General features: G+C 64.8%; 16 protein-coding genes. 8 read left to right on the forward strand and 8 right to left on the reverse strand.

Going from position 1 to position 17,742, the window contains the following annotated elements:
- Positions 1-29: 29 nt before the first annotated feature.
- Positions 30-884, reverse strand: coding sequence for a sulfurtransferase (locus C6A77_RS08200; RefSeq protein ID WP_114168995.1), 855 nt, complete (start codon positions 882-884; stop codon positions 30-32).
- A 35-nt stretch (positions 885-919) separates the two neighbouring features.
- Positions 920-1,585: a TetR/AcrR family transcriptional regulator gene (locus C6A77_RS08205; RefSeq protein ID WP_114169037.1), complete on the reverse strand. Its 666-nt coding sequence runs from the start codon at positions 1,583-1,585 to the stop codon at positions 920-922.
- 151 nt (positions 1,586-1,736) lie between these two features.
- Between C6A77_RS08205 and coaD the strand changes: the two genes are divergently transcribed.
- Positions 1,737-2,216 (forward strand): pantetheine-phosphate adenylyltransferase, encoded by a 480-nt coding sequence (coaD, locus tag C6A77_RS08210; RefSeq protein ID WP_114168996.1) that lies wholly within the window; start codon positions 1,737-1,739, stop codon positions 2,214-2,216.
- A gap of 108 nt (positions 2,217-2,324) precedes the next feature.
- Entirely contained in the window at positions 2,325-2,576 is a 252-nt protein-coding gene (locus C6A77_RS08215; protein WP_009683359.1) for a YfhL family 4Fe-4S dicluster ferredoxin, read from the forward strand.
- Positions 2,577-2,708: 132 nt separating this feature from the next.
- Here the strand turns inward: C6A77_RS08215 and mutM are convergent, their stop codons facing one another.
- Positions 2,709-3,521 (reverse strand): bifunctional DNA-formamidopyrimidine glycosylase/DNA-(apurinic or apyrimidinic site) lyase, encoded by an 813-nt coding sequence (gene mutM, locus C6A77_RS08220; RefSeq protein ID WP_114168997.1) that lies wholly within the window; start codon positions 3,519-3,521, stop codon positions 2,709-2,711.
- A 3-nt stretch (positions 3,522-3,524) separates the two neighbouring features.
- Positions 3,525-4,343, reverse strand: coding sequence for an HDOD domain-containing protein (locus tag C6A77_RS08225; protein ID WP_178082381.1), 819 nt, complete (start codon positions 4,341-4,343; stop codon positions 3,525-3,527).
- Between the two features lie 191 nt (positions 4,344-4,534).
- On the opposite strand from C6A77_RS08225, the gene C6A77_RS08230 reads away from it, so the two are divergent.
- The 3 genes from C6A77_RS08230 to ilvD all read left to right on the forward strand — a co-directional run bounded on the left by C6A77_RS08230 (position 4,535) and on the right by ilvD (position 8,550).
- The gene (locus C6A77_RS08230) at positions 4,535-5,074 is read left to right on the forward strand and encodes a type 1 glutamine amidotransferase domain-containing protein (RefSeq protein ID WP_114168999.1); all 540 of its coding nucleotides are present in this window, start codon (positions 4,535-4,537) and stop codon (positions 5,072-5,074) included.
- Positions 5,075-5,172: 98 nt separating this feature from the next.
- Complete coding sequence (locus C6A77_RS08235; RefSeq protein ID WP_114169000.1) at positions 5,173-6,369, forward strand: class I SAM-dependent rRNA methyltransferase; 1,197 nt, start codon at positions 5,173-5,175, stop codon at positions 6,367-6,369.
- A gap of 339 nt (positions 6,370-6,708) precedes the next feature.
- Positions 6,709-8,550 carry a dihydroxy-acid dehydratase gene (gene ilvD, locus C6A77_RS08240; RefSeq protein ID WP_114169001.1) on the forward strand — a complete coding sequence of 614 codons (1,842 nt, stop codon included), beginning with the start codon at positions 6,709-6,711 and terminating at the stop codon, positions 8,548-8,550.
- Between the two features lie 174 nt (positions 8,551-8,724).
- Here ilvD and C6A77_RS08245 read toward each other — a convergent pair whose 3' ends face one another.
- Positions 8,725-9,780: a haloacid dehalogenase-like hydrolase gene (locus tag C6A77_RS08245; RefSeq protein WP_114169002.1), complete on the reverse strand. Its 1,056-nt coding sequence runs from the start codon at positions 9,778-9,780 to the stop codon at positions 8,725-8,727.
- A 245-nt stretch (positions 9,781-10,025) separates the two neighbouring features.
- On the opposite strand from C6A77_RS08245, the gene C6A77_RS08250 reads away from it, so the two are divergent.
- The gene (locus C6A77_RS08250; RefSeq protein WP_114169003.1) at positions 10,026-11,417 is read left to right on the forward strand and encodes an L-cystine transporter; all 1,392 of its coding nucleotides are present in this window, start codon (positions 10,026-10,028) and stop codon (positions 11,415-11,417) included.
- A gap of 125 nt (positions 11,418-11,542) precedes the next feature.
- Here C6A77_RS08250 and C6A77_RS08255 read toward each other — a convergent pair whose 3' ends face one another.
- The gene (locus C6A77_RS08255; protein WP_114169004.1) at positions 11,543-12,058 is read right to left on the reverse strand and encodes a dihydrofolate reductase; all 516 of its coding nucleotides are present in this window, start codon (positions 12,056-12,058) and stop codon (positions 11,543-11,545) included.
- A gap of 54 nt (positions 12,059-12,112) precedes the next feature.
- On the opposite strand from C6A77_RS08255, the gene C6A77_RS08260 reads away from it, so the two are divergent.
- Positions 12,113-13,504 (forward strand): DUF2868 domain-containing protein, encoded by a 1,392-nt coding sequence (locus C6A77_RS08260; protein ID WP_114169005.1) that lies wholly within the window; start codon positions 12,113-12,115, stop codon positions 13,502-13,504.
- Positions 13,497-14,861, forward strand: a complete 1,365-nt coding sequence (locus C6A77_RS08265; RefSeq protein WP_114169006.1) for a GTPase/DUF3482 domain-containing protein — start codon at positions 13,497-13,499, stop codon at positions 14,859-14,861. The genes C6A77_RS08260 and C6A77_RS08265 overlap by 8 nt, the downstream gene beginning before the upstream one ends.
- Before the next feature lie 112 nt (positions 14,862-14,973).
- Here C6A77_RS08265 and C6A77_RS08270 read toward each other — a convergent pair whose 3' ends face one another.
- Together C6A77_RS08270 and C6A77_RS08275 are read right to left on the reverse strand one after the other, a co-directional pair.
- Positions 14,974-15,999, reverse strand: coding sequence for a putative 2-aminoethylphosphonate ABC transporter substrate-binding protein (locus C6A77_RS08270; protein ID WP_114169007.1), 1,026 nt, complete (start codon positions 15,997-15,999; stop codon positions 14,974-14,976).
- Positions 16,000-16,016: 17 nt separating this feature from the next.
- Positions 16,017-17,741 carry a putative 2-aminoethylphosphonate ABC transporter permease subunit gene (locus C6A77_RS08275; protein ID WP_114169008.1) on the reverse strand — a complete coding sequence of 575 codons (1,725 nt, stop codon included), beginning with the start codon at positions 17,739-17,741 and terminating at the stop codon, positions 16,017-16,019.
- Position 17,742 lies beyond the last annotated feature (1 nt).

Consider the following 17,742-nt stretch of genomic DNA (forward strand, 5'->3'; position numbering starts at 1 on the left):
CCACAGGTTCCTGCAAACCGCAGATAGTTCTATTCGCCAGTGGCTACGCCGTGCTGCGGATCATTGATCCACTCGCTCCACGACCCGGCATACAGCTTGCCCAGCGGGTAACCCGCCAGCGCCAGGGCAAACAGGTTGTGGCAAGCGGTCACCCCCGAGCCACAATAGGACACCAGTTGCTCCGGCGCCCGCCCGGCCAGTTTCCCGGCGAAGCGCTGCTTGAGCTGCTCCGCCGGCAGAAAGCGCCCGTCAGCGTCCAGGTTGTCGGTAAAGGCCGCACATTGGGCGCCCGGAATGTGCCCCGCGACCGGGTCGATCGGCTCCACTTCGCCACGAAAACGCGGCAAGGCACGCGCATCGAGCAGCGTCAGCTCGGCGTTGCCCAGGCGCTTGGCCAGGTGCTCGGCATCGATCAGCAGCTTGCCGTCCGGCTCACCGTCGAAGGTGCCTTCCCGCTTGAGCGGCGGGTCCAGGCTCAGCGGTAGGTGCGCCGCATGCCAGGCCTTCAGGCCCCCATCGAGGATCGCCACGCCGCTGCGCTTGCCCAGCCAGGCCAGCAGCCACCAGGCGCGAGCAGCAAAAGCACCCGGGCCGTCGTCGTACAGCACCACCTCGCTGTCGTTGTCCAGGCCCCACTCACGCAGGCGCTCGACCAACCGGTGCGCTTCCGGCAACGGGTGGCGGCCGGTGCGGCCCTTGCTCACCGGCCCGCTGAGGTCACGCTCCAGGTCGGCAAAATGCGCCCCGGCAATATGCCCCTGGGCATAGCTGCGTTGGCCATAGTCCACATCCTCGAGGGCAAAGCGGCAGTCGAGGATCACCAATTTGGGCGAGCCCAGCCGCTCGGCCAACTGTTGCGGGGTGATCAATTGCGCAAGGGGCATGACAATCTCCTGATCGATGGCGCCAGAGCCTTGGGCTACTGCTCCAGGGCCTGGTTGAACGGTACATGAAATTCCTGGCACAGGGCATCCACGGCATTGCGGGCGTTGTCGGTGACGAAGCCAAGCTCCAGCACCAGTACCTGGTAGACACCACGCTTGAAGGCTTCTTCACCCAGGTGCGCGGAATGTTCACGGGTGGTGCTGAGAAAACGCACCCACGATGTCAACACGATCCAGGCATTGATGGTCAGCGATTCGATCTGCGCCGGGGCCATGGCCAGGATGCCCGCCTCGACGAAACCGCGGTAGATCGCCTGGCCCTGGCACAGGCAACGCGCGGAAAAGCGCCGGTAACGGGCGGCCAGCTCCGGGTCGCTGTCCAGCAGGTGCTCGAGGTCGCGGTGCAGGAAGCGGTAGTTCCACATCGCCGCCAGCAGGGCCTTGAGGTAAAAGCGTTTGTCTTCCACGGTTGGCGCGCGGCCTTGTGGCGGGCGCAGGAAGCTGTCTACCAGTGCTTCGTACTGGCTGAACAACAGGGCGATGATCGCCTGTTTGTTGGGGAAGTGGTAGTACAGGTTGCCAGGCGAAATTTCCATGTGCGCGGCAATGTGGTTGGTGCTGACACTGCGTTCGCCCTGTTGGTTGAACAGCTCCAGGCTGTTCTGCACGATGCGCTCTCGGGTCTTTATCCGCGGGGCCATGCTCAGCTCCCAGTCTGCGGCCTTCATGAAGGCTCATCTTACGGTGTATTGGCAGGGGAATGCACCGCGTGACAGCCCGGAGATACTTGGCCGCGGCGCCGTCGCTGCGCTACCATCCGACTCCCCAACGCACTCCAGCCAGGATGACGCGATGAACCGAGTGTTGTACCCGGGTACTTTTGACCCCATTACCAAAGGCCATGGCGACCTGGTCGAGCGCGCTTCGCGGCTGTTCGATCACGTGATCATCGCGGTGGCGGCCAGCCCCAAGAAAAACCCGCTGTTCCCGCTGGAGCAACGGGTGGAGCTCGCCCGTGAGGTCACCAGTCACCTGCCCAATGTCGAAGTCATCGGCTTCTCTTCGCTGCTGGCGCATTTCGCCAAGGAACAGGGCGCCAATGTGTTCCTGCGCGGCCTGCGGGCGGTATCGGACTTCGAGTACGAGTTCCAGCTGGCGAACATGAACCGGCAACTGGCCCCTGATGTCGAGAGCCTGTTCCTCACGCCTTCGGAGCGTTATTCGTTCATTTCCTCGACCCTGGTCCGGGAAATCGCCGCCCTGGGCGGTGATATCAGCAAGTTCGTCCACCCGGCGGTGGCCGACGCGCTGACCGAACGTTTCAAGAAATGACCTTTAGCGGCTGATCATCGCGCCCGCGTGCACTGCGGGCGCGAATGCGGCACAATTGTGCCCACTGCGTTGAACATGCCCGGGCGCTGAGCCCCGGCCGGAGTCCCCATGTCCCTGATCATCACCGACGATTGCATCAACTGCGACGTCTGCGAACCCGAGTGCCCGAACGAGGCCATCTCCCAAGGCGAAGAGATCTACGTGATCGACCCTAACCTGTGCACCCAGTGCGTGGGCCATTACGACGAGCCGCAATGCCAGCAGGTTTGCCCGGTTGACTGCATCCCGCTGGATGAAGCGCACCCGGAAACCGAAGAACAGCTGATGGCCAAGTACCGGCGGATTACCGGCAAGGCCTGATCGCGGCTTGGCAAGGGCTTTGCCCTTGTTCGCGGATGAACCCGCTCCCACAGGTACGGCACAGGCCTTGAAGGCAGTCCAATCTGTGGGAGCGGGTTCACCCGCGTATGGGGCCGCACAGCGGCCCCCGCCTCAGCGCTGGCAGCGCGGGCAGTACACGCTGGCCCGCTGCCCCAGTTTCACCTCGCGCAGCTGCGTGCCGCACACCTTGCACGGCTGCCCACCGCGCCCATAGACGAACAGTTCCTGCTGGAAGTACCCCGGCTGCCCGTCGCCACCGATGAAGTCGCGCAGGGTGGTCCCGCCCTGCTCGATCGCCGCCGCCAGCACGCGCTTGATCTCGATCGACAGCTTCAGGTAACGCGCCCGTGAAATCCCGCCCGCTTCACGCCGCGGGTCGATGCCGGCGGCGAACAGCGCTTCGGTGGCGTAGATGTTGCCCACCCCCACCACCACCGCGTTGTCCATGATGAACGGCTTGACCGCCATAGACCGCCCACGGGACAGCTGGAACAGTCGCTCACCATCGAACAGGTCGGTCAGCGGCTCCGGCCCCAGGCGCAGCAGCAGTTCGTGGTTCAGCGGGTCCAGGCTCCAGAGCATCGCGCCAAAGCGGCGCGGATCGGTGTAGCGCAGCATCAGCCCCGACTCCAGCTCGATATCCACGTGCTCGTGCTTGGCCGCGGGCAAACCCAGCTCGACCAGGCGCAGGTTACCCGACATGCCCAGGTGGCTGATCAGGGTGCCGACCTCGGCATTGATCAACAGGTACTTGGCGCGCCGCTCGACACTGACGATACGCTGCCCCGACAGGCGTACGTCCAGGTCCTCGGGGATGGGCCAGCGCAAGCGCCGGTCACGCACCACCACGCGGCTGACGCGCTGGCCTTCGAGGTGGGGCGCGATACCGCGCCGGGTGGTTTCGACTTCTGGCAATTCCGGCATCGGTCAGTGCCCGCCCAACTCGCGAATGTTCTGCTTGAGGTTTTCGAAATCGTATTCCGACAAACCGATGTAATCGAGCACCAGCGGGCCGACCACGCTCCATTCGTGGTCCACGGTCTGGTTGCCCAGCACCCGGTACGACGCGCAGATGTGCTCCGCCATTTTCAACACCGCCAACAGGTTTTTCAGCTGGCTCTGGGTATTGCGCGAGCTTTCGTCGCGGAACACCGCCAGGGCGTTGTGATGGTTGGCGATGGCCGCGCCGAGGTGTTCGGGCAGGCGCCAGGACTTGGCGGTGAAATAGCCGACCACCGAATGGTTGGTGTTGAACGCACGGTTTTCGGTGTCGACCACGCGGGTTTCCTCACCCGCCTTGGCGTACGCCTCCTCCAGCACCTCCATGTAGTCGGGGAAGCGCTTGAGCATCAGCGGCACGCCGCAGTCATGGAACAGGCCCAGGGTATAGGCCTCGTCCGCCGGCTGGATGCCGGTGCGCTTGGCCAGCGTCAGGCAGGTCATCGCCACATCCTGGGCGGTGTCCCAGAAGCGGTTGAGGGTGACGATGGTCTCGTCGCTCATCTCGCCCTTGATCGACTGGGCGTTGATCAGGTTGATGATCGAACGGCTGCCCAGCAGGTTCACCGCGCGCTGAATCGAGCCGATCTTGTTGGAAAGGCCGAAATGTGGGGAGTTGACCAGCTTGAGCAAGGCGCCCGAGAGGCCCGGGTCCTGGGATATCAGCTTGGCGATGGTTTCCAGGTCCGGGTCAGGCATGTACTGCTCGAACTGCAGGTCGACCATGATCTGCGGTTGCGGCGGGATGGTGATGCCTTGCAAGGCTTGCTGGATCTGTTCGGCGCTGAGTTCTTGGGACATACGTGCACACTCGTTCGGGGTCGGCGATTTTAACCCTGTAAGCCGGAAAGGGACCAACCACTGAATCGTAACGCCGGAACTTTACCGGCCTGATACGGGCCTCTTTCTCACATTCATCGAGAAAAGGAGCACGGACCATGAGTGCACAATTGAACGGCAAGCGCGTGGCCTTTCTGGTCACCGACGGCTTCGAGCAAGTGGAACTGACCGGTCCCCGCGAAGCCCTGGAACAGAGCGGCGCAGTGGTAGATATTCTCAGTGACAAAGAGGGCACGGTACGGGGTTGGAACCATGACCAGCCAGCCGATGAATTCGCCGTGGATGCCACGTTCGAAGGCGCCCACCTGGACCTCTACGATGCCCTGGTGCTGCCCGGCGGCGTGCAAAATTCTGACACGATTCGGCTGATTGCGGCTGCGCAGAAGCTGGTGAAAAGCCACGATGCGGCTGGCAGGCCGCTGGCCGTGATCTGCCATGGCGGCTGGCTACTGGTGTCGTGCGGGTTGGTCAAGGGCAAGCGGCTGACCAGCTACAAGACCCTGCAGGACGATATTCGCAATGCCGGCGGTGACTGGGTGGATGAAGAAGTGGTAGTCGATGGCAACCTGATCAGCAGCCGCCAGCCCGATGACATTCCGGCATTCAACCGGGAATTGACCAAGGCATTGGCGGCGTGATTGCCGGCACCAGGCGATGAGGCCAGCAGTTTGTCGAGCCTGACACCGCCAGCTGGGCAGACAGGCTATAATCCCGCTCTTTTTTCCGGAGCGACGTCATGTCCCTGCCCAGCCTTCGCCTCAAAGCCAATGCCGACCGCCGCCTGCGCGCCGGCCACCTGTGGGTCTACAGCAACGAAGTCGACGTCAGCGCGACCCCGCTGCAAGGCTTCCAGGCCGGCCAGCAGGCGGTTCTCGAGGCGGCCAACGGCAAGCCGCTGGGCATCGTCGCGCTGAGCCCGAACAACCTGATCTGCGCCCGCCTGCTGTCGCGTGATATCAAGCTGCCGCTGGACAAATCGCTGCTGGTGCACCGCCTCAACGTCGCCCTGTCGCTGCGCGAGCGCCTGTTCGAACAGCCGTGCTACCGCCTGGTCTACGGCGACTCCGACCTGCTGCCAGGCCTGGTGGTCGACCGCTTCTTCGACATCCTAGTGGTGCAACTGGCCTCGGCCACCATGGAAGCGCACAAGGACGATGTGATTGCAGCCTTGGTCCAGGTGCTCAAGCCAAGCGGCATCCTGTTCAAGAACGACTCCGCCGCGCGTGACGCCGAGGGCCTGCAGCGCTACGTCGAGACCGTTTACGGTGAAGTACCGGACTGGGTGCCGCTGGAAGAGAACGGCGTCAAGTTCGAAGCCCCGGTACGTGAAGGCCAGAAGACCGGCTGGTTCTACGACCACCGCATGAACCGAGCGCGCCTGGCGCCGTACGTGAAGGGCAAGCGGGTGCTCGACCTGTTCAGCTACATCGGTGGCTGGGGCGTGCAGGCCGGCGCGTTCGGTGCCAGCGAAGTGTTCTGCGTGGATGCCTCGGGCTTCGCCCTGGACGGTGTCGAGCGCAACGCCGCGCTGAACGGCATCAGCGAGAAGCTGACCTGCATCGAAGGTGATGTGTTCGAAGCCCTGCGCGAGCTCAAGGCCGCCGAAGAGCGCTTCGATGTGATCATTGCCGACCCACCCGCCTTCATCAAGCGCAAGAAGGACCTGAAGAACGGCGAAGCGGCCTACCGCCGCCTGAACGAACAGGCCATGCGCATGCTCAGCAAGGACGGCATCCTCGTCAGCGCTTCGTGCTCGATGCACCTGCCCGAGGACGACCTGCACAACATCCTGCTGACCAGCGCCCGCCACCTGGACCGCAACCTGCAGCTGCTCGAACGCGGCGGCCAGGGCCCGGACCACCCGGTGCACCCGGCCATCGCCGAAACCCGCTACATCAAGAGCATCACCTGCCGCTTGCTGCCGAACAGCTGACAGACCAGGCAACTCTGACCCTGTGGGAGCGGGTTTACCCGCGAATGCGATGGCGTGGCTACCGCCGTCTTCGCGGGTGAACCCGCTCCCACAGAGTCCCCTCAGGCTTCAAAAGGGCCAACTATCCACATCTGCATTCCCTCGCCGCGCCAGCGGTGTAGAATCGGCCTATTCATCGCCAGTCATCCCCGGCGGGTTTATGAGCTCTGGCCAAGCACGCGGCGATCCCGCGCGGTCTTCGGCCCCATCCGTGCCAGTGGCAACCGGCCTGCGGCGCAAAGGACATAGAGAAGCTCACTCCCCTTATTAGTGACCTGATTAAGCCGCCAGGAGTGTTTCATGCCTGATTACCGTTCCAAGACTTCCACCCAGGGCCGCAACATGGCCGGCGCCCGTGCCCTGTGGCGCGCCACCGGGATGAAGGACGAAGACTTCAAGAAACCGATCATCGCCATCGCCAACTCGTTCACCCAGTTCGTCCCCGGCCACGTGCACCTGAAGGACCTGGGCCAGCTGGTCGCCCGCGAAATCGAACGCGCCGGTGGCGTGGCCAAGGAATTCAACACCATCGCGGTCGATGACGGCATCGCCATGGGCCACGACGGCATGCTGTACTCGCTGCCAAGCCGCGAAATCATCGCCGACGCCGTCGAATACATGGTCAACGCCCACTGCGCCGACGCCATCGTGTGCATCTCCAACTGTGACAAGATCACCCCCGGCATGCTGATGGCCGCCCTGCGCCTGAACATCCCGGTGATCTTCGTTTCCGGCGGCCCGATGGAAGCCGGCAAGACCAAGCTGGCCAGCCACGGCCTGGACCTGGTCGACGCCATGGTCATCGCCGCCGACTCTTCCGCTTCCGACGAGAAAGTCGCCGAATACGAGCGTAGCGCCTGCCCGACCTGCGGCTCGTGCTCCGGCATGTTCACCGCCAACTCGATGAACTGCCTGACCGAAGCCCTGGGCCTGGCCCTGCCGGGCAACGGCTCGACCCTGGCCACCCACGCCGACCGCGAGCAGCTGTTCCTCACCGCCGGCCGCACCATCGTCGAGCTGTGCAAGCGTTACTACGGCGAGAACGACGAGTCGGTACTGCCGCGCAACATCGCCAACTTCAAGGCGTTCGAGAACGCCATGATGCTGGACATCGCCATGGGCGGCTCGACCAACACCATCCTGCACCTGCTGGCCGCTGCCCAGGAAGCCGAAGTGGCGTTCGACCTGCGCGACATCGACCGCCTGTCGCGCAAGGTGCCGCAGCTGTGCAAGGTGGCGCCGAACATCCAGAAGTACCACATGGAGGATGTGCACCGCGCTGGCGGCATCTTCAGCATCCTCGGTTCGCTGGCCCGTGGCGGCCTGCTGCACACCGACCTGCCGACCGTGCACAGCCGCAGCATGGAAGAAGCCATCGCCAAGTGGGACATCACCCAGACCGATGACGAGGCCGTGCACACCTTCTTCAAGGCAGGCCCTGCCGGCATCCCGACCCAGACCGCGTTCAGCCAGTCGACCCGCTGGCCGAGCCTGGACCTGGACCGCGCCGAAGGCTGCATCCGCAGTGTCGAGCACGCCTACTCGCAGGAAGGCGGCCTGGCCGTGCTGTACGGCAACATCGCGCTGGACGGCTGCGTGGTGAAAACCGCGGGCGTCGACGAGTCGATCCACGTATTCGAAGGCACCGCGAAGATCTTCGAGAGCCAGGACAGCGCCGTGCGCGGCATCCTTGCCGATGAAGTGAAGGCCGGCGACATCGTGATCATCCGCTACGAAGGCCCGAAAGGCGGCCCGGGCATGCAGGAAATGCTTTACCCGACCTCGTACCTGAAGTCCAAGGGCCTGGGCAAGGCCTGCGCCCTGCTCACCGACGGCCGCTTCTCGGGCGGTACCTCGGGCCTGTCGATCGGCCACGCCTCGCCGGAGGCCGCTGCTGGCGGCGCCATCGGCCTGGTGCGTGACGGTGACAAGGTGCTGATCGACATCCCGAATCGTTCGATCAACCTGCAGGTCAGCGACGAAGAACTGGCCCAGCGCCGTGTCGAGCAGGACAAGAAGGGCTGGAAGCCAGCTGAAGTGCGCCCACGCAAGGTGACCACCGCGCTGAAGGCCTACGCCCTGCTGGCGACCAGTGCCGACAAGGGTGCCGTGCGTAACAAGGCGATGCTGGACGGGCTGTGAGGCTCTTTTGGCGGGAATGAAGAACCGGCGCCTTGAGCGCCGGTTTTTTTATGCCTGTGCCGGCCACTTCGCGGGTAAACCCGCTCCCACAAGGACCGCTCAGACTTCAGGTACTGTGCAGCACCTGTGGGAGCGGGTTTACCCGCGAAAGGGCCGGAACAGGCAACCGAATATCTACTGAATCTGCTCCGGCGTCACCACCACCCAGTTCTTGTCCGCCGTCACCGGCAACCCTTCCTTGGCCTGCGCCGCTGCATTGCGGGCGATCATGCCGTTGATCTGGTCCATGTACTTGGCCTTGCGGTTTATCCACAGGTGGATGCCGCCCTTGTTCACATCTACCCCATGAAACTGCATGTAGCCATCGCTGATCGGCGTATCACCGCCCACCAGCACCGGCTTCTTCCACTCATCGATGTAGGTCAGGATCGCCGCCTGCTTGCCTGCCATCCAGGTGGCAGGGGTCCACAGATACGGGGTCAGCTCCAGGCCCTCGTTGGCCTTGGCATCATAATGCCCGGCAGTGATCTGCTTGCGCGCGGTGGTCAGCTCGCCGCTGCTGCGGTCCTTGAGTAGCAGGCTCACGCCGATGACGTTCTGCGGCTTCACGTTGTAGCCGTACTTGGGGTCCGAGGCGACCATGCGCACCAGCTCCTCGGAAGCGGCAGAAATTACATAGACCTCGATGCCGTTCTCCATCAGCTTGTTATAAAGCTCGGCCTGGCCCTGGAAGACCTTCGGTGGCTGCACCTCGATGGTCTTCAGCTGGTCGCCTTCGTAATAGGTGCTGGGGATCGGCCTGGTCGAGGCCATCAGCTCGTCCACCTGCACTTTCAGCTCCTTCAAGGTGAACCCGGAGAACACCTGGGCGACCCATGGATAGCAGACCATGTCGTCGACTTCGCAAAGCCGGTAGTAATAGCTGAACAGGCTTTCCTTGTGCTCGGCGGTGTCCTTGAACGGCATCAGTTTCAGCGACGGGTCCAGTTTGTCGCGGCTCAACAGGCCCTTGTTCTCCATGAACGGCAGCAAGGCTTCTTCGAGGTCGTAACGGTAGCTGGTGTTGTCCATGTCGAACACCGCGTAGTTACCCTTGTTGGCATTGGCGGCGATCATGCTGTCGAGCTGCCTGGCGGCCTCGGCGGGCCAATGTTTAAGCTCGGTGGCGAAGGTTTCGATACTGAACAGCAGGGACAGGCCGACGGCGACGGCTTTCGGAGCGAACTTCATGTACGAATCTCCTGATTTGACCCCGGAAACGCTAGTGCAACAATCCCCACCGACAGCCCTCGATTACGACCTTCGCGCAGCTGCAAACGCCGTGTTCATTGCAATCTGCGACACATCGTTATTCCATTAACGACTATGCACATTCGATTTAGGTATAAATTCGTTTGTTTTCAGGCTGTTAGCATTTCCGTTCGCAATCGCTCACAGAGGCGATGCCTCTACTGCTTTTTACTGCTGGAGCTTCAATGAACCTGCCGCTGTCGCTAAACCTGCTGGCGTTCCTCGCCCTGTTGCTGGGCCTGGCCCAAACCCGCCGCACCGACTGGAGCCTGGCCAAGAAAGTACTGCTCGGCCTGCTGCTGGGCGTGGCCTTCGGCCTGGCTTTGCACACCGTCTATGGCGCTGGCCACCCCGTGCTCAAGGCCACCATCAGCTGGCTCGACCTGGTCGGCAACGGCTACGTCGGCCTGTTGCAGATGATCGTCATGCCGCTGATCTTCGCCTCGATCCTCAGTGCCGTGGCGCGCCTGCACAATGCCTCGTCGCTGGGCCGCATCAGCGTGCTGAGCATCGGTACCCTGCTGCTGACCACCGCCATCGCCGCGTTGATCGGCATCGTCCTGACCAACCTGTTCGGCCTCAGCGCCGAGGGCCTGGTGGCCGGTGCCCAGGAAAGCGCACGCATGCAGGTCATCCACAGCGACTACGCCGGCAAGGTCGCCGACCTCAACATCCCGCAGCTGCTGCTGTCGTTCATCCCCAGCAACCCGGTGGGTGACCTGGCGCGGGCCAAGCCGACTTCGATCATCAGCGTAGTGATCTTCGCCGTGTTCCTCGGCCTGGCCGCGTTGCAACTGATCAAGGACGATGCCGAGAAGGGCGAGCGCGCGCTGTCGGCGATCGATACCTTGCAAGCCTGGGTAATGCGCCTGGTGCGGGTGGTGATGAAACTGACCCCGTACGGTGTGCTGGCGTTGATGACCAAGGTGGTAGCCAGCTCGAACATGGACGACATCCTCAAGCTGGGCAGCTTCGTGGTGGTGTCGTACCTGGGCCTGGCGCTGATGTTCGTGGTGCACGGCATCATCCTGGCCGGGACCGGGGTCAACCCGCTGCGCTTCTTCCGCAAGGTCTGGCCGGTGCTGACCTTCGCCTTCACCAGCCGCTCCAGCGCCGCCAGCATTCCGCTGAACATCGAAGCGCAGACCCGCCGGCTGGGCGTGCCGCAGTCAATCGCCAGCTTCAGCGCCTCGTTCGGTACCACCATTGGCCAGAACGGCTGCGCCGGGCTCTATCCCGCCATGCTGGCGGTAATGGTGGCGCCGGCGGTGGGCATCGACACCTTCGACCCGCTGTGGATTGCCACCCTGGTGGCCATCGTCACGCTGAGTTCGGCAGGGGTTGCCGGGGTCGGCGGCGGCGCCACGTTCGCTGCGCTGATCGTGTTGCCGGCGATGGGCTTGCCGGTGGAACTGGTGGCGTTGCTGATTTCGGTGGAGCCGCTGATCGACATGGGGCGTACCGCGTTGAACGTGAACGGCTCGATGACTGCGGGTGTGGTGACCAGCCAACTGCTGAAGGAGACCGACAAGGATGTGCTGGCTGGCGATGAACATGCCGAGCTGAGCCATTCCTGACGAATTGCCGGGGGCGCGTTGCGCCCCTCTCGCGACACAAGGCCGCTCCCACAATGGTCCCGCGTGCGCCGATCAATGTGGGAGCGGCCTTGTGTCGCGATGGGCTGCAAAGCAGCCCCAAAATCTCAAACCTTGTCCCAAACCTCAAAGTGGTACGCAGGCTTACCTTCCTCAGCCTGCGCCTCGCTCGACACCAGCCTCCACTGCCCCCGGTCGAACTCAGGGAACCAGGCATCCCCTTCCGGCGACAATTCCACCCGCGTCAGGTACATGCGGCTGACCAGCCCCTTCTCCAGCGCCTGCCCATACAACTGCGCCCCGCCAATCAGCATCAGCTCATCGACACCCTTTTCGCGCGCCCACTGCTCGGCCCGCACCAGCGCCTCTTCCAGCGAGCCGAACACCTCGGCCCCCGCCAGTTGCAGCCCGGCCTGGCGGCTGACCACGATATTCAGCCGCCCCGGCAGCGGCCTGCCCAGAGAGTCCCAGGTCTTGCGCCCCATGATGATCGGCTTGCCCAGGGTGGTGGCCTTGAAGTACTTGAAGTCCCCCGGCAGATGCCAGGGCATGGAGTTGTCGATGCCGATCACGCGGTTCTCGGCGTGAGCCGCGATCAGGCTGAGGGGGAGTGATGTATTCATGCCGGCGAGGATAGCACCGGGCGTGTGGGTTATGCTTCTGCCCTGACCTGTGAAATGGAAGACCTTGTGACTGCACCGACTTCACTGGACAAGCGCTGGCTCACCGAAGCGGTACGCCTGCGCGAGGAACATGCCGGCCCCCTGGAGGACCAGGAAGCCAACCGCCGCGCCCGCCAACTGGGCGGCGACCTGGCGGCGCGCATCGAAAGCCGTGCGTTGTTCCTGGCCGAACGCGACGGCATGACCACCGCCTTGCAGCACTGGAAGCAGGGGGCACGCCTGGCACTGCTGGCGTTGCTGCTGCTGGCCGTGCTCAGCGGCGCCGGCCTGGCACTTGCCGCCCTTGGCGACGGGCTGCGTGCGGTGAATGTGTTCTGGGCACTCGGCAGCCTGCTGGGGCTGAACCTGCTGACGCTGCTGGGCTGGGCCATGGGGCTTGCCCTGAGCGGCGGGCAGGGGGCCGGGCTGGGCCGCCTGTGGCTATGGCTGAGCGAGCGCTTTGCCCGCGATGCCAAGGCCGCACACCTGGCGCCCGCGCTGCTGGTGCTGTTGCAACGCCAGCGCCTGACCCGCTGGCTGCTCGGCCTGCTGGTGCACAGCCTCTGGTTGCTGGCCATGCTCACGGCGCTGGGCATGCTGCTGGCCTTGCTGGCCACCCGGCGCTACGGCTTTGTCTGGGAAACCACCCTGCTCGCCGCCGACCCGTTCATCCACCTGACCCAGGCCCTGGGCGCCCTGCCCTCGCTGCTGGGTTTTGCCGTACCCGACGAGGCCATGATCCGTGCCAGTGGCGACAGCCTGCCGGCCCTCGATGTGGCGCGCCAGGCCTGGGCCAGCTGGCTGCTTGGCGTGGTCCTGGTGTACGGCCTGCTGCCGCGTCTGCTGCTGGCCGGGCTGTGCCTGTGGCGCTGGCGCCAGGGCCGCGAACGCCTGGCGCTGGACCTGAGCCTGCCCGGCTACGCACAGCTGCGGGAAGCGTTGATGCCACGCAGCGAACGCATCGGTGTGCAGGACGCCGCGCCCGAAGCCTTGCCGCAGTTCGCCGCGGGCCAGCTGGAAAGCGGCAGCGGCGGTGCCCTGCTGGTCGGCCTGGAGCTGGATGACCAGCGCCCCTGGCCACCCGCCCTGCCGCAAAGCGTGACCGACGCCGGCGTGCTCGACAGCCGCGAATCGCGCAACCGCCTGCTGGAACAGCTCAGCCGCTTCCCACCGGCACGCCTGGCCATCGCCTGCGACCCACGCCGCTCGCCCGATCGCGGCAGCCTGGCGCTGCTCGCCGAACTGGCCCGCAATGCCGGCGCAACCCGTGTCTGGCTGCTGCAGGCCGCCCCCGGCGAGGCCCTCGATGCCCAGCGCCTCGGTGACTGGCACGAAGCCCTCGACCGCCTGGGCCTGCCGCATGCCGATACCTCACCGCTGACCTGGCTGGAGCATGGCCATGACTGAGCCGCTGAAACTGGCCGTGGTCGGCCACACCAACGTCGGCAAGACCTCGCTGCTGCGCACCCTGACCCGCGACGTCGGCTTTGGCGAGGTGTCGCACCGCCCCAGCACCACCCGCCATGTTGAGGGTGCACGGCTGTCGGTGGACGGCGAACCCTTGCTGGAGCTGTACGACACCCCAGGCCTTGAGGACGCGATTGCCCTGCTCGACTACCTCGAACGCCTGGAGCGCCCGGGCGAGCGCCTGGACGGCCCGGCGCGTCTCGAACGTTTTTTGCAGGGCAGCGAGGCGCGCCAGCGTTTCGAGCAGGAGGCCAAGGTGCTGCGCCAGCTGCTGGCGAGCAATGCCGGCCTGTATGTGATCGATGCCCGCGAGCCGGTGCTGGCCAAGTACCGCGACGAACTGGAAGTGCTGGCCAGCTGCGGCAAGCCGCTGCTACCGGTGCTCAACTTCGTCGCCAGCCATCAGCACCGCGAGCCGCAATGGCGTGAAGCCCTTGCCCGGCTTGGGCTTCACGCGCTGGTGCGGTTCGACAGCGTGGCCCCGCCCGAGGACGGCGAGCGCCGTTTGTACGAAAGCCTGGCGCTGCTGCTGGAAGACGCCCGCCCGGCCCTGCAGCGGCTGGTCGACGACCAGCAGGCACAGCGCCTGGCCCGCCGCAACAGCGGCAAACGCCTGATTGCCGAATTGCTGCTGGACTGCGCCGCCTGCCGGCGCAGCGTCGAAGCCGAACCGGCTGCCGAAGCCCGCGCGGTCGAGGCGTTGCGCCAAGAGGTACGCCAGCGCGAGCAGCGCTGCGTCGAGGCGTTGCTCAAGCTGTATGGGTTCCGCCGCGAGGACGCGCATGCCAGCGACCTGCCTTTGCTGGACGGGCGCTGGGGCGATGATCTGTTCAACCCCGAGACGTTGAAACTGCTGGGCGTGCGTGTGGGCAGTGGGGTGGCGGCCGGCGCTGCGGCCGGTGCCGGGGTCGATTTGCTGGTCGGCGGCCTGACCCTGGGCGCTGCAGCCCTGGCCGGGGCGATAGCCGGCGGCGCGCTGCAAACGGCGCGCAACTATGGTTCGCGGTTGATCGGCAAGCTCAAGGGCAAGCGCGAGCTGACCGTGGACGACACGGTGTTGCGCTTGCTGGCGTTGCGTCAGCAGCAGTTGATGGTGGCACTGGAGCGCCGTGGGCATGCGGCGCAGGACCGTGTCAGGCTGGGTGAGCTGGATGAGAAAGCCTGGCGCGAGGGCAGGTTGCCGGAGGCTCTGGTGAAGGCGCGGGCGCACCCGCAGTGGTCCACGCTTAATTCTGGGGCGAAGCTGAATCAGGCTGAGCGGCAGGAGCAGCTGGAGGCGCTGGTTTCGCAGATTTGAGCTGGCAGGGCCGGCCTCTTCGCGGGTATGCCCGCTCCCACAGGTGTCTCACTCCTAGAGATGTGCACCATTCTTGTGGGAGCGGGCGCGCCCGCGAAGAGGCCTGCGCAGCTTACTGCTGGGCCACTTTCTCCGACTTGCCGTCATAGCGCTTGCGCCACTCGGCCAGAATCTGGTCGCGGTTCTTCGAGGCCCAGGCAAAGTCGTTCTTGATCAGCCGCTGCTCATAATCGGCCGGCAACTCGGTCTGCGGCTTGGCAATACCCGGTGCGGCCAGCACGGCGAAGTTTTCCTTGTACAGCTCCATGGCCGCCGGGCTGGCCGAGAAATCCGCCAGGCGCCTGGCCGCATCCGCCTTGGGTGAGCCCTTGATCACGGCCGTGGCCTCGATCTCCCAACCCAGGCCTTCCTTCGGCAGCACGATGTCCAGCGGCGCACCCTGGCGCTTGAGCTGCACGGCCGGGTACTCGAACGAAATACCGATCGGGAACTCGCCCGCCGCCGCCAGCTTGCAGGGTTTGGAGCCGGAATGAACGTACTGGCCGATGTTCTGGTGCAGCGCATCCATGTACGCCCAGCCTTGCGGCTCGCCAAAGGTCTGCAACCAGGCGCTGACGTCGAGGAAGCCGGTACCGGACGAGGCCGGGTTAGGCATGACGATCTTGCCCTTGTACTCGGGTTTGGTCAGGTCCTGCCAGCTCAGCGGCTTGCTCAGGCCCTGCTTCTCGGCCTCGATGGTATTGAAGCAGATGGTCGCGGCCCACACGTCCATACCGACCCAGGCGGGCGGGTTGGCCGCGTCACGGTAGTTGCCGGCGATCTTGCCCAGGTCCTTCGGCGCATAGGCTTCGAGCATGCCGTTCTGGTCGAGGATGGCCAGGCTCGACGCAGCCAGGCCCCACACCGCGTCGGCCTGCGGGCGGTCTTTCTCGGCCAGCAGCTTGGCGGTGATGATGCCGGTGGAGTCACGCACCCACTTGATCTCGATATCCGGGTAGGCCTTCTCGAAGGCCTGCTTGTAGCTTTTCAGCTGCTCGGCCTCCAGGGCGGTGTAGACCGTCAGCTGGGTGGCAGCGGCCGAAGCCTGCAGGCTGAACACGGCAGAAACGGCAGCGGCAAGTGCAAGGTGCTTGTACATGGGTAGGTCCTTACAGGTCAGACGGTCGCGGCGCGTTGGCGCCAGGCTTGGGAGCGGCGCAACAGGCCGCGTGAGGCTGCGGCCAGCAGCAGTGAAGCGCCGGCACTGGTCAGCAGAATCAAGGTGGACATGGCGGCGGCACCGCCGACGTTGCCGGCATCGTCCATGTTCAGCACGGCCACGGCAGCCAGAATGGTGTCGGGGCTGTACAGGAAGATCGCTGCCGAAACGGTGGTCATCGCCGAGACGAACAGGTAGCGGATGATGTCGAGCAGCGCCGGCAGGCAGATCGGCACGGTCACCCGCAGGAAGTGCCTGTACAGCGGCATCTTCAGCGACAACGCGGCGGCCTCGAACTCGCCATCGAGCTGGCGCAGGGCGGTGGTCGCGGTCATCTGCGCGGTGGTCAGGTAGTGGGCGATGGTGCATATCACCAGTAGCCCCATGCCGCCGTAGAACACATGCAGCGGGTTACCGTTCAGGTTGAAGAAGAAAACGTAACCCAGGCCCAGCACCAGGCCCGGCACCGCCATGGGGATGAAACTGAGCAGGCGCAACACCTGGTTGAGCAGGCGCTGGCTTTGGGTCTTCTCCATCAGGTAGGCACCGGTGAAGATCACCATGCTGCCGACCAGCGCGGTGCCGATGGCCATGGTCACGCTGTTGCGGTAGGCCAGCCAGCCGCCACCGGCGGTGTCTTCGAACAGGTAGTGGCGCAACGACAACGACAGGTTGTAGGGCCAGAAGGTGACCAGCGAGGAATACACCGCCATGCCGATCACCAGCAGCAACGCCGCGCACACCAGCAGCACGATGGCCAGAAAGCAGGCATCGCGGCCGCGCGAGGGCTGCGGCGCGAACACCTGGGCACGGCCGCTCATGGCGTCGCCCTGGCGTCGGCGCAACCAGGCGTCGACGCTGAAGCTGAACAGCGCAGGCAGCAACAGCACCATGCCGATCAACGCGCCTCGGCCAAACTGCTGCTGGCCCACCACCGCCTTGTAGGCTTCCAGCGCCAGCACCTGATAATCGCCACCCACCACCACCGGCACCCCGAAATCGGTGATGGTCAAGGTGAATACCAGGCAGAACGCCGCGAACACCGCCTGGCGCGTGGCCGGCCAGGTAATGCTGACGAAGGCCCGGTACGGGCCGGCGCCCATGCTCGACGCAGCGTCGAACAGGCGGGCGTCGGCCAGCGACAACGCCGACAGCAGGATCATCAGCGCATGCGGGAAGGTGTAGATGGCCTCGCCCAGGACGATGCCCCAAAAACCGTAGATGTTGTCGCTGAGCAAGCCTCGCAGCAGCCCCTGATTGCCAAACAGGTAGACCAGAGCGATGGCCGGCAGCATCGACGGTGCCAGCAGCGGCAACAGTGAAATCCCCCGCCACAGGCCCTTGGCAGGAATCAGCGTGCGCTGCAGGGCATAAGCGAACAGATAGGCCAGCGGCACGACAATGGCCGCCACGCTGAAGGCCACCGACAGGCTGTTGCCCAACAGCCAGCGGAAGTTGGCGCTGGCGAACAGTTCGCGGGCCGCCAGCAGGCCGCCACCCTGGCCCGCGTCGGCGCTGAGCCCGCGCCAGAAGATCGCCAGCAGCGGCATCAGTACCGCCAGCAACAGCAGGGCCAGCAGCAGGCTCTTGCCGCCAGTGACGAACAACCGGTCGCCCAGGGCGACGCCAGCACGCGGCGCGGCTTTCGCCTGGCCCAGCGGCAGGGAGATTGGCGCGGCCATC

It is taken from the genome of Pseudomonas sp. AFG_SD02_1510_Pfu_092 (assembly GCF_003331055.1).
Classification (GTDB): Bacteria; Pseudomonadota; Gammaproteobacteria; order Pseudomonadales; family Pseudomonadaceae; genus Aquipseudomonas.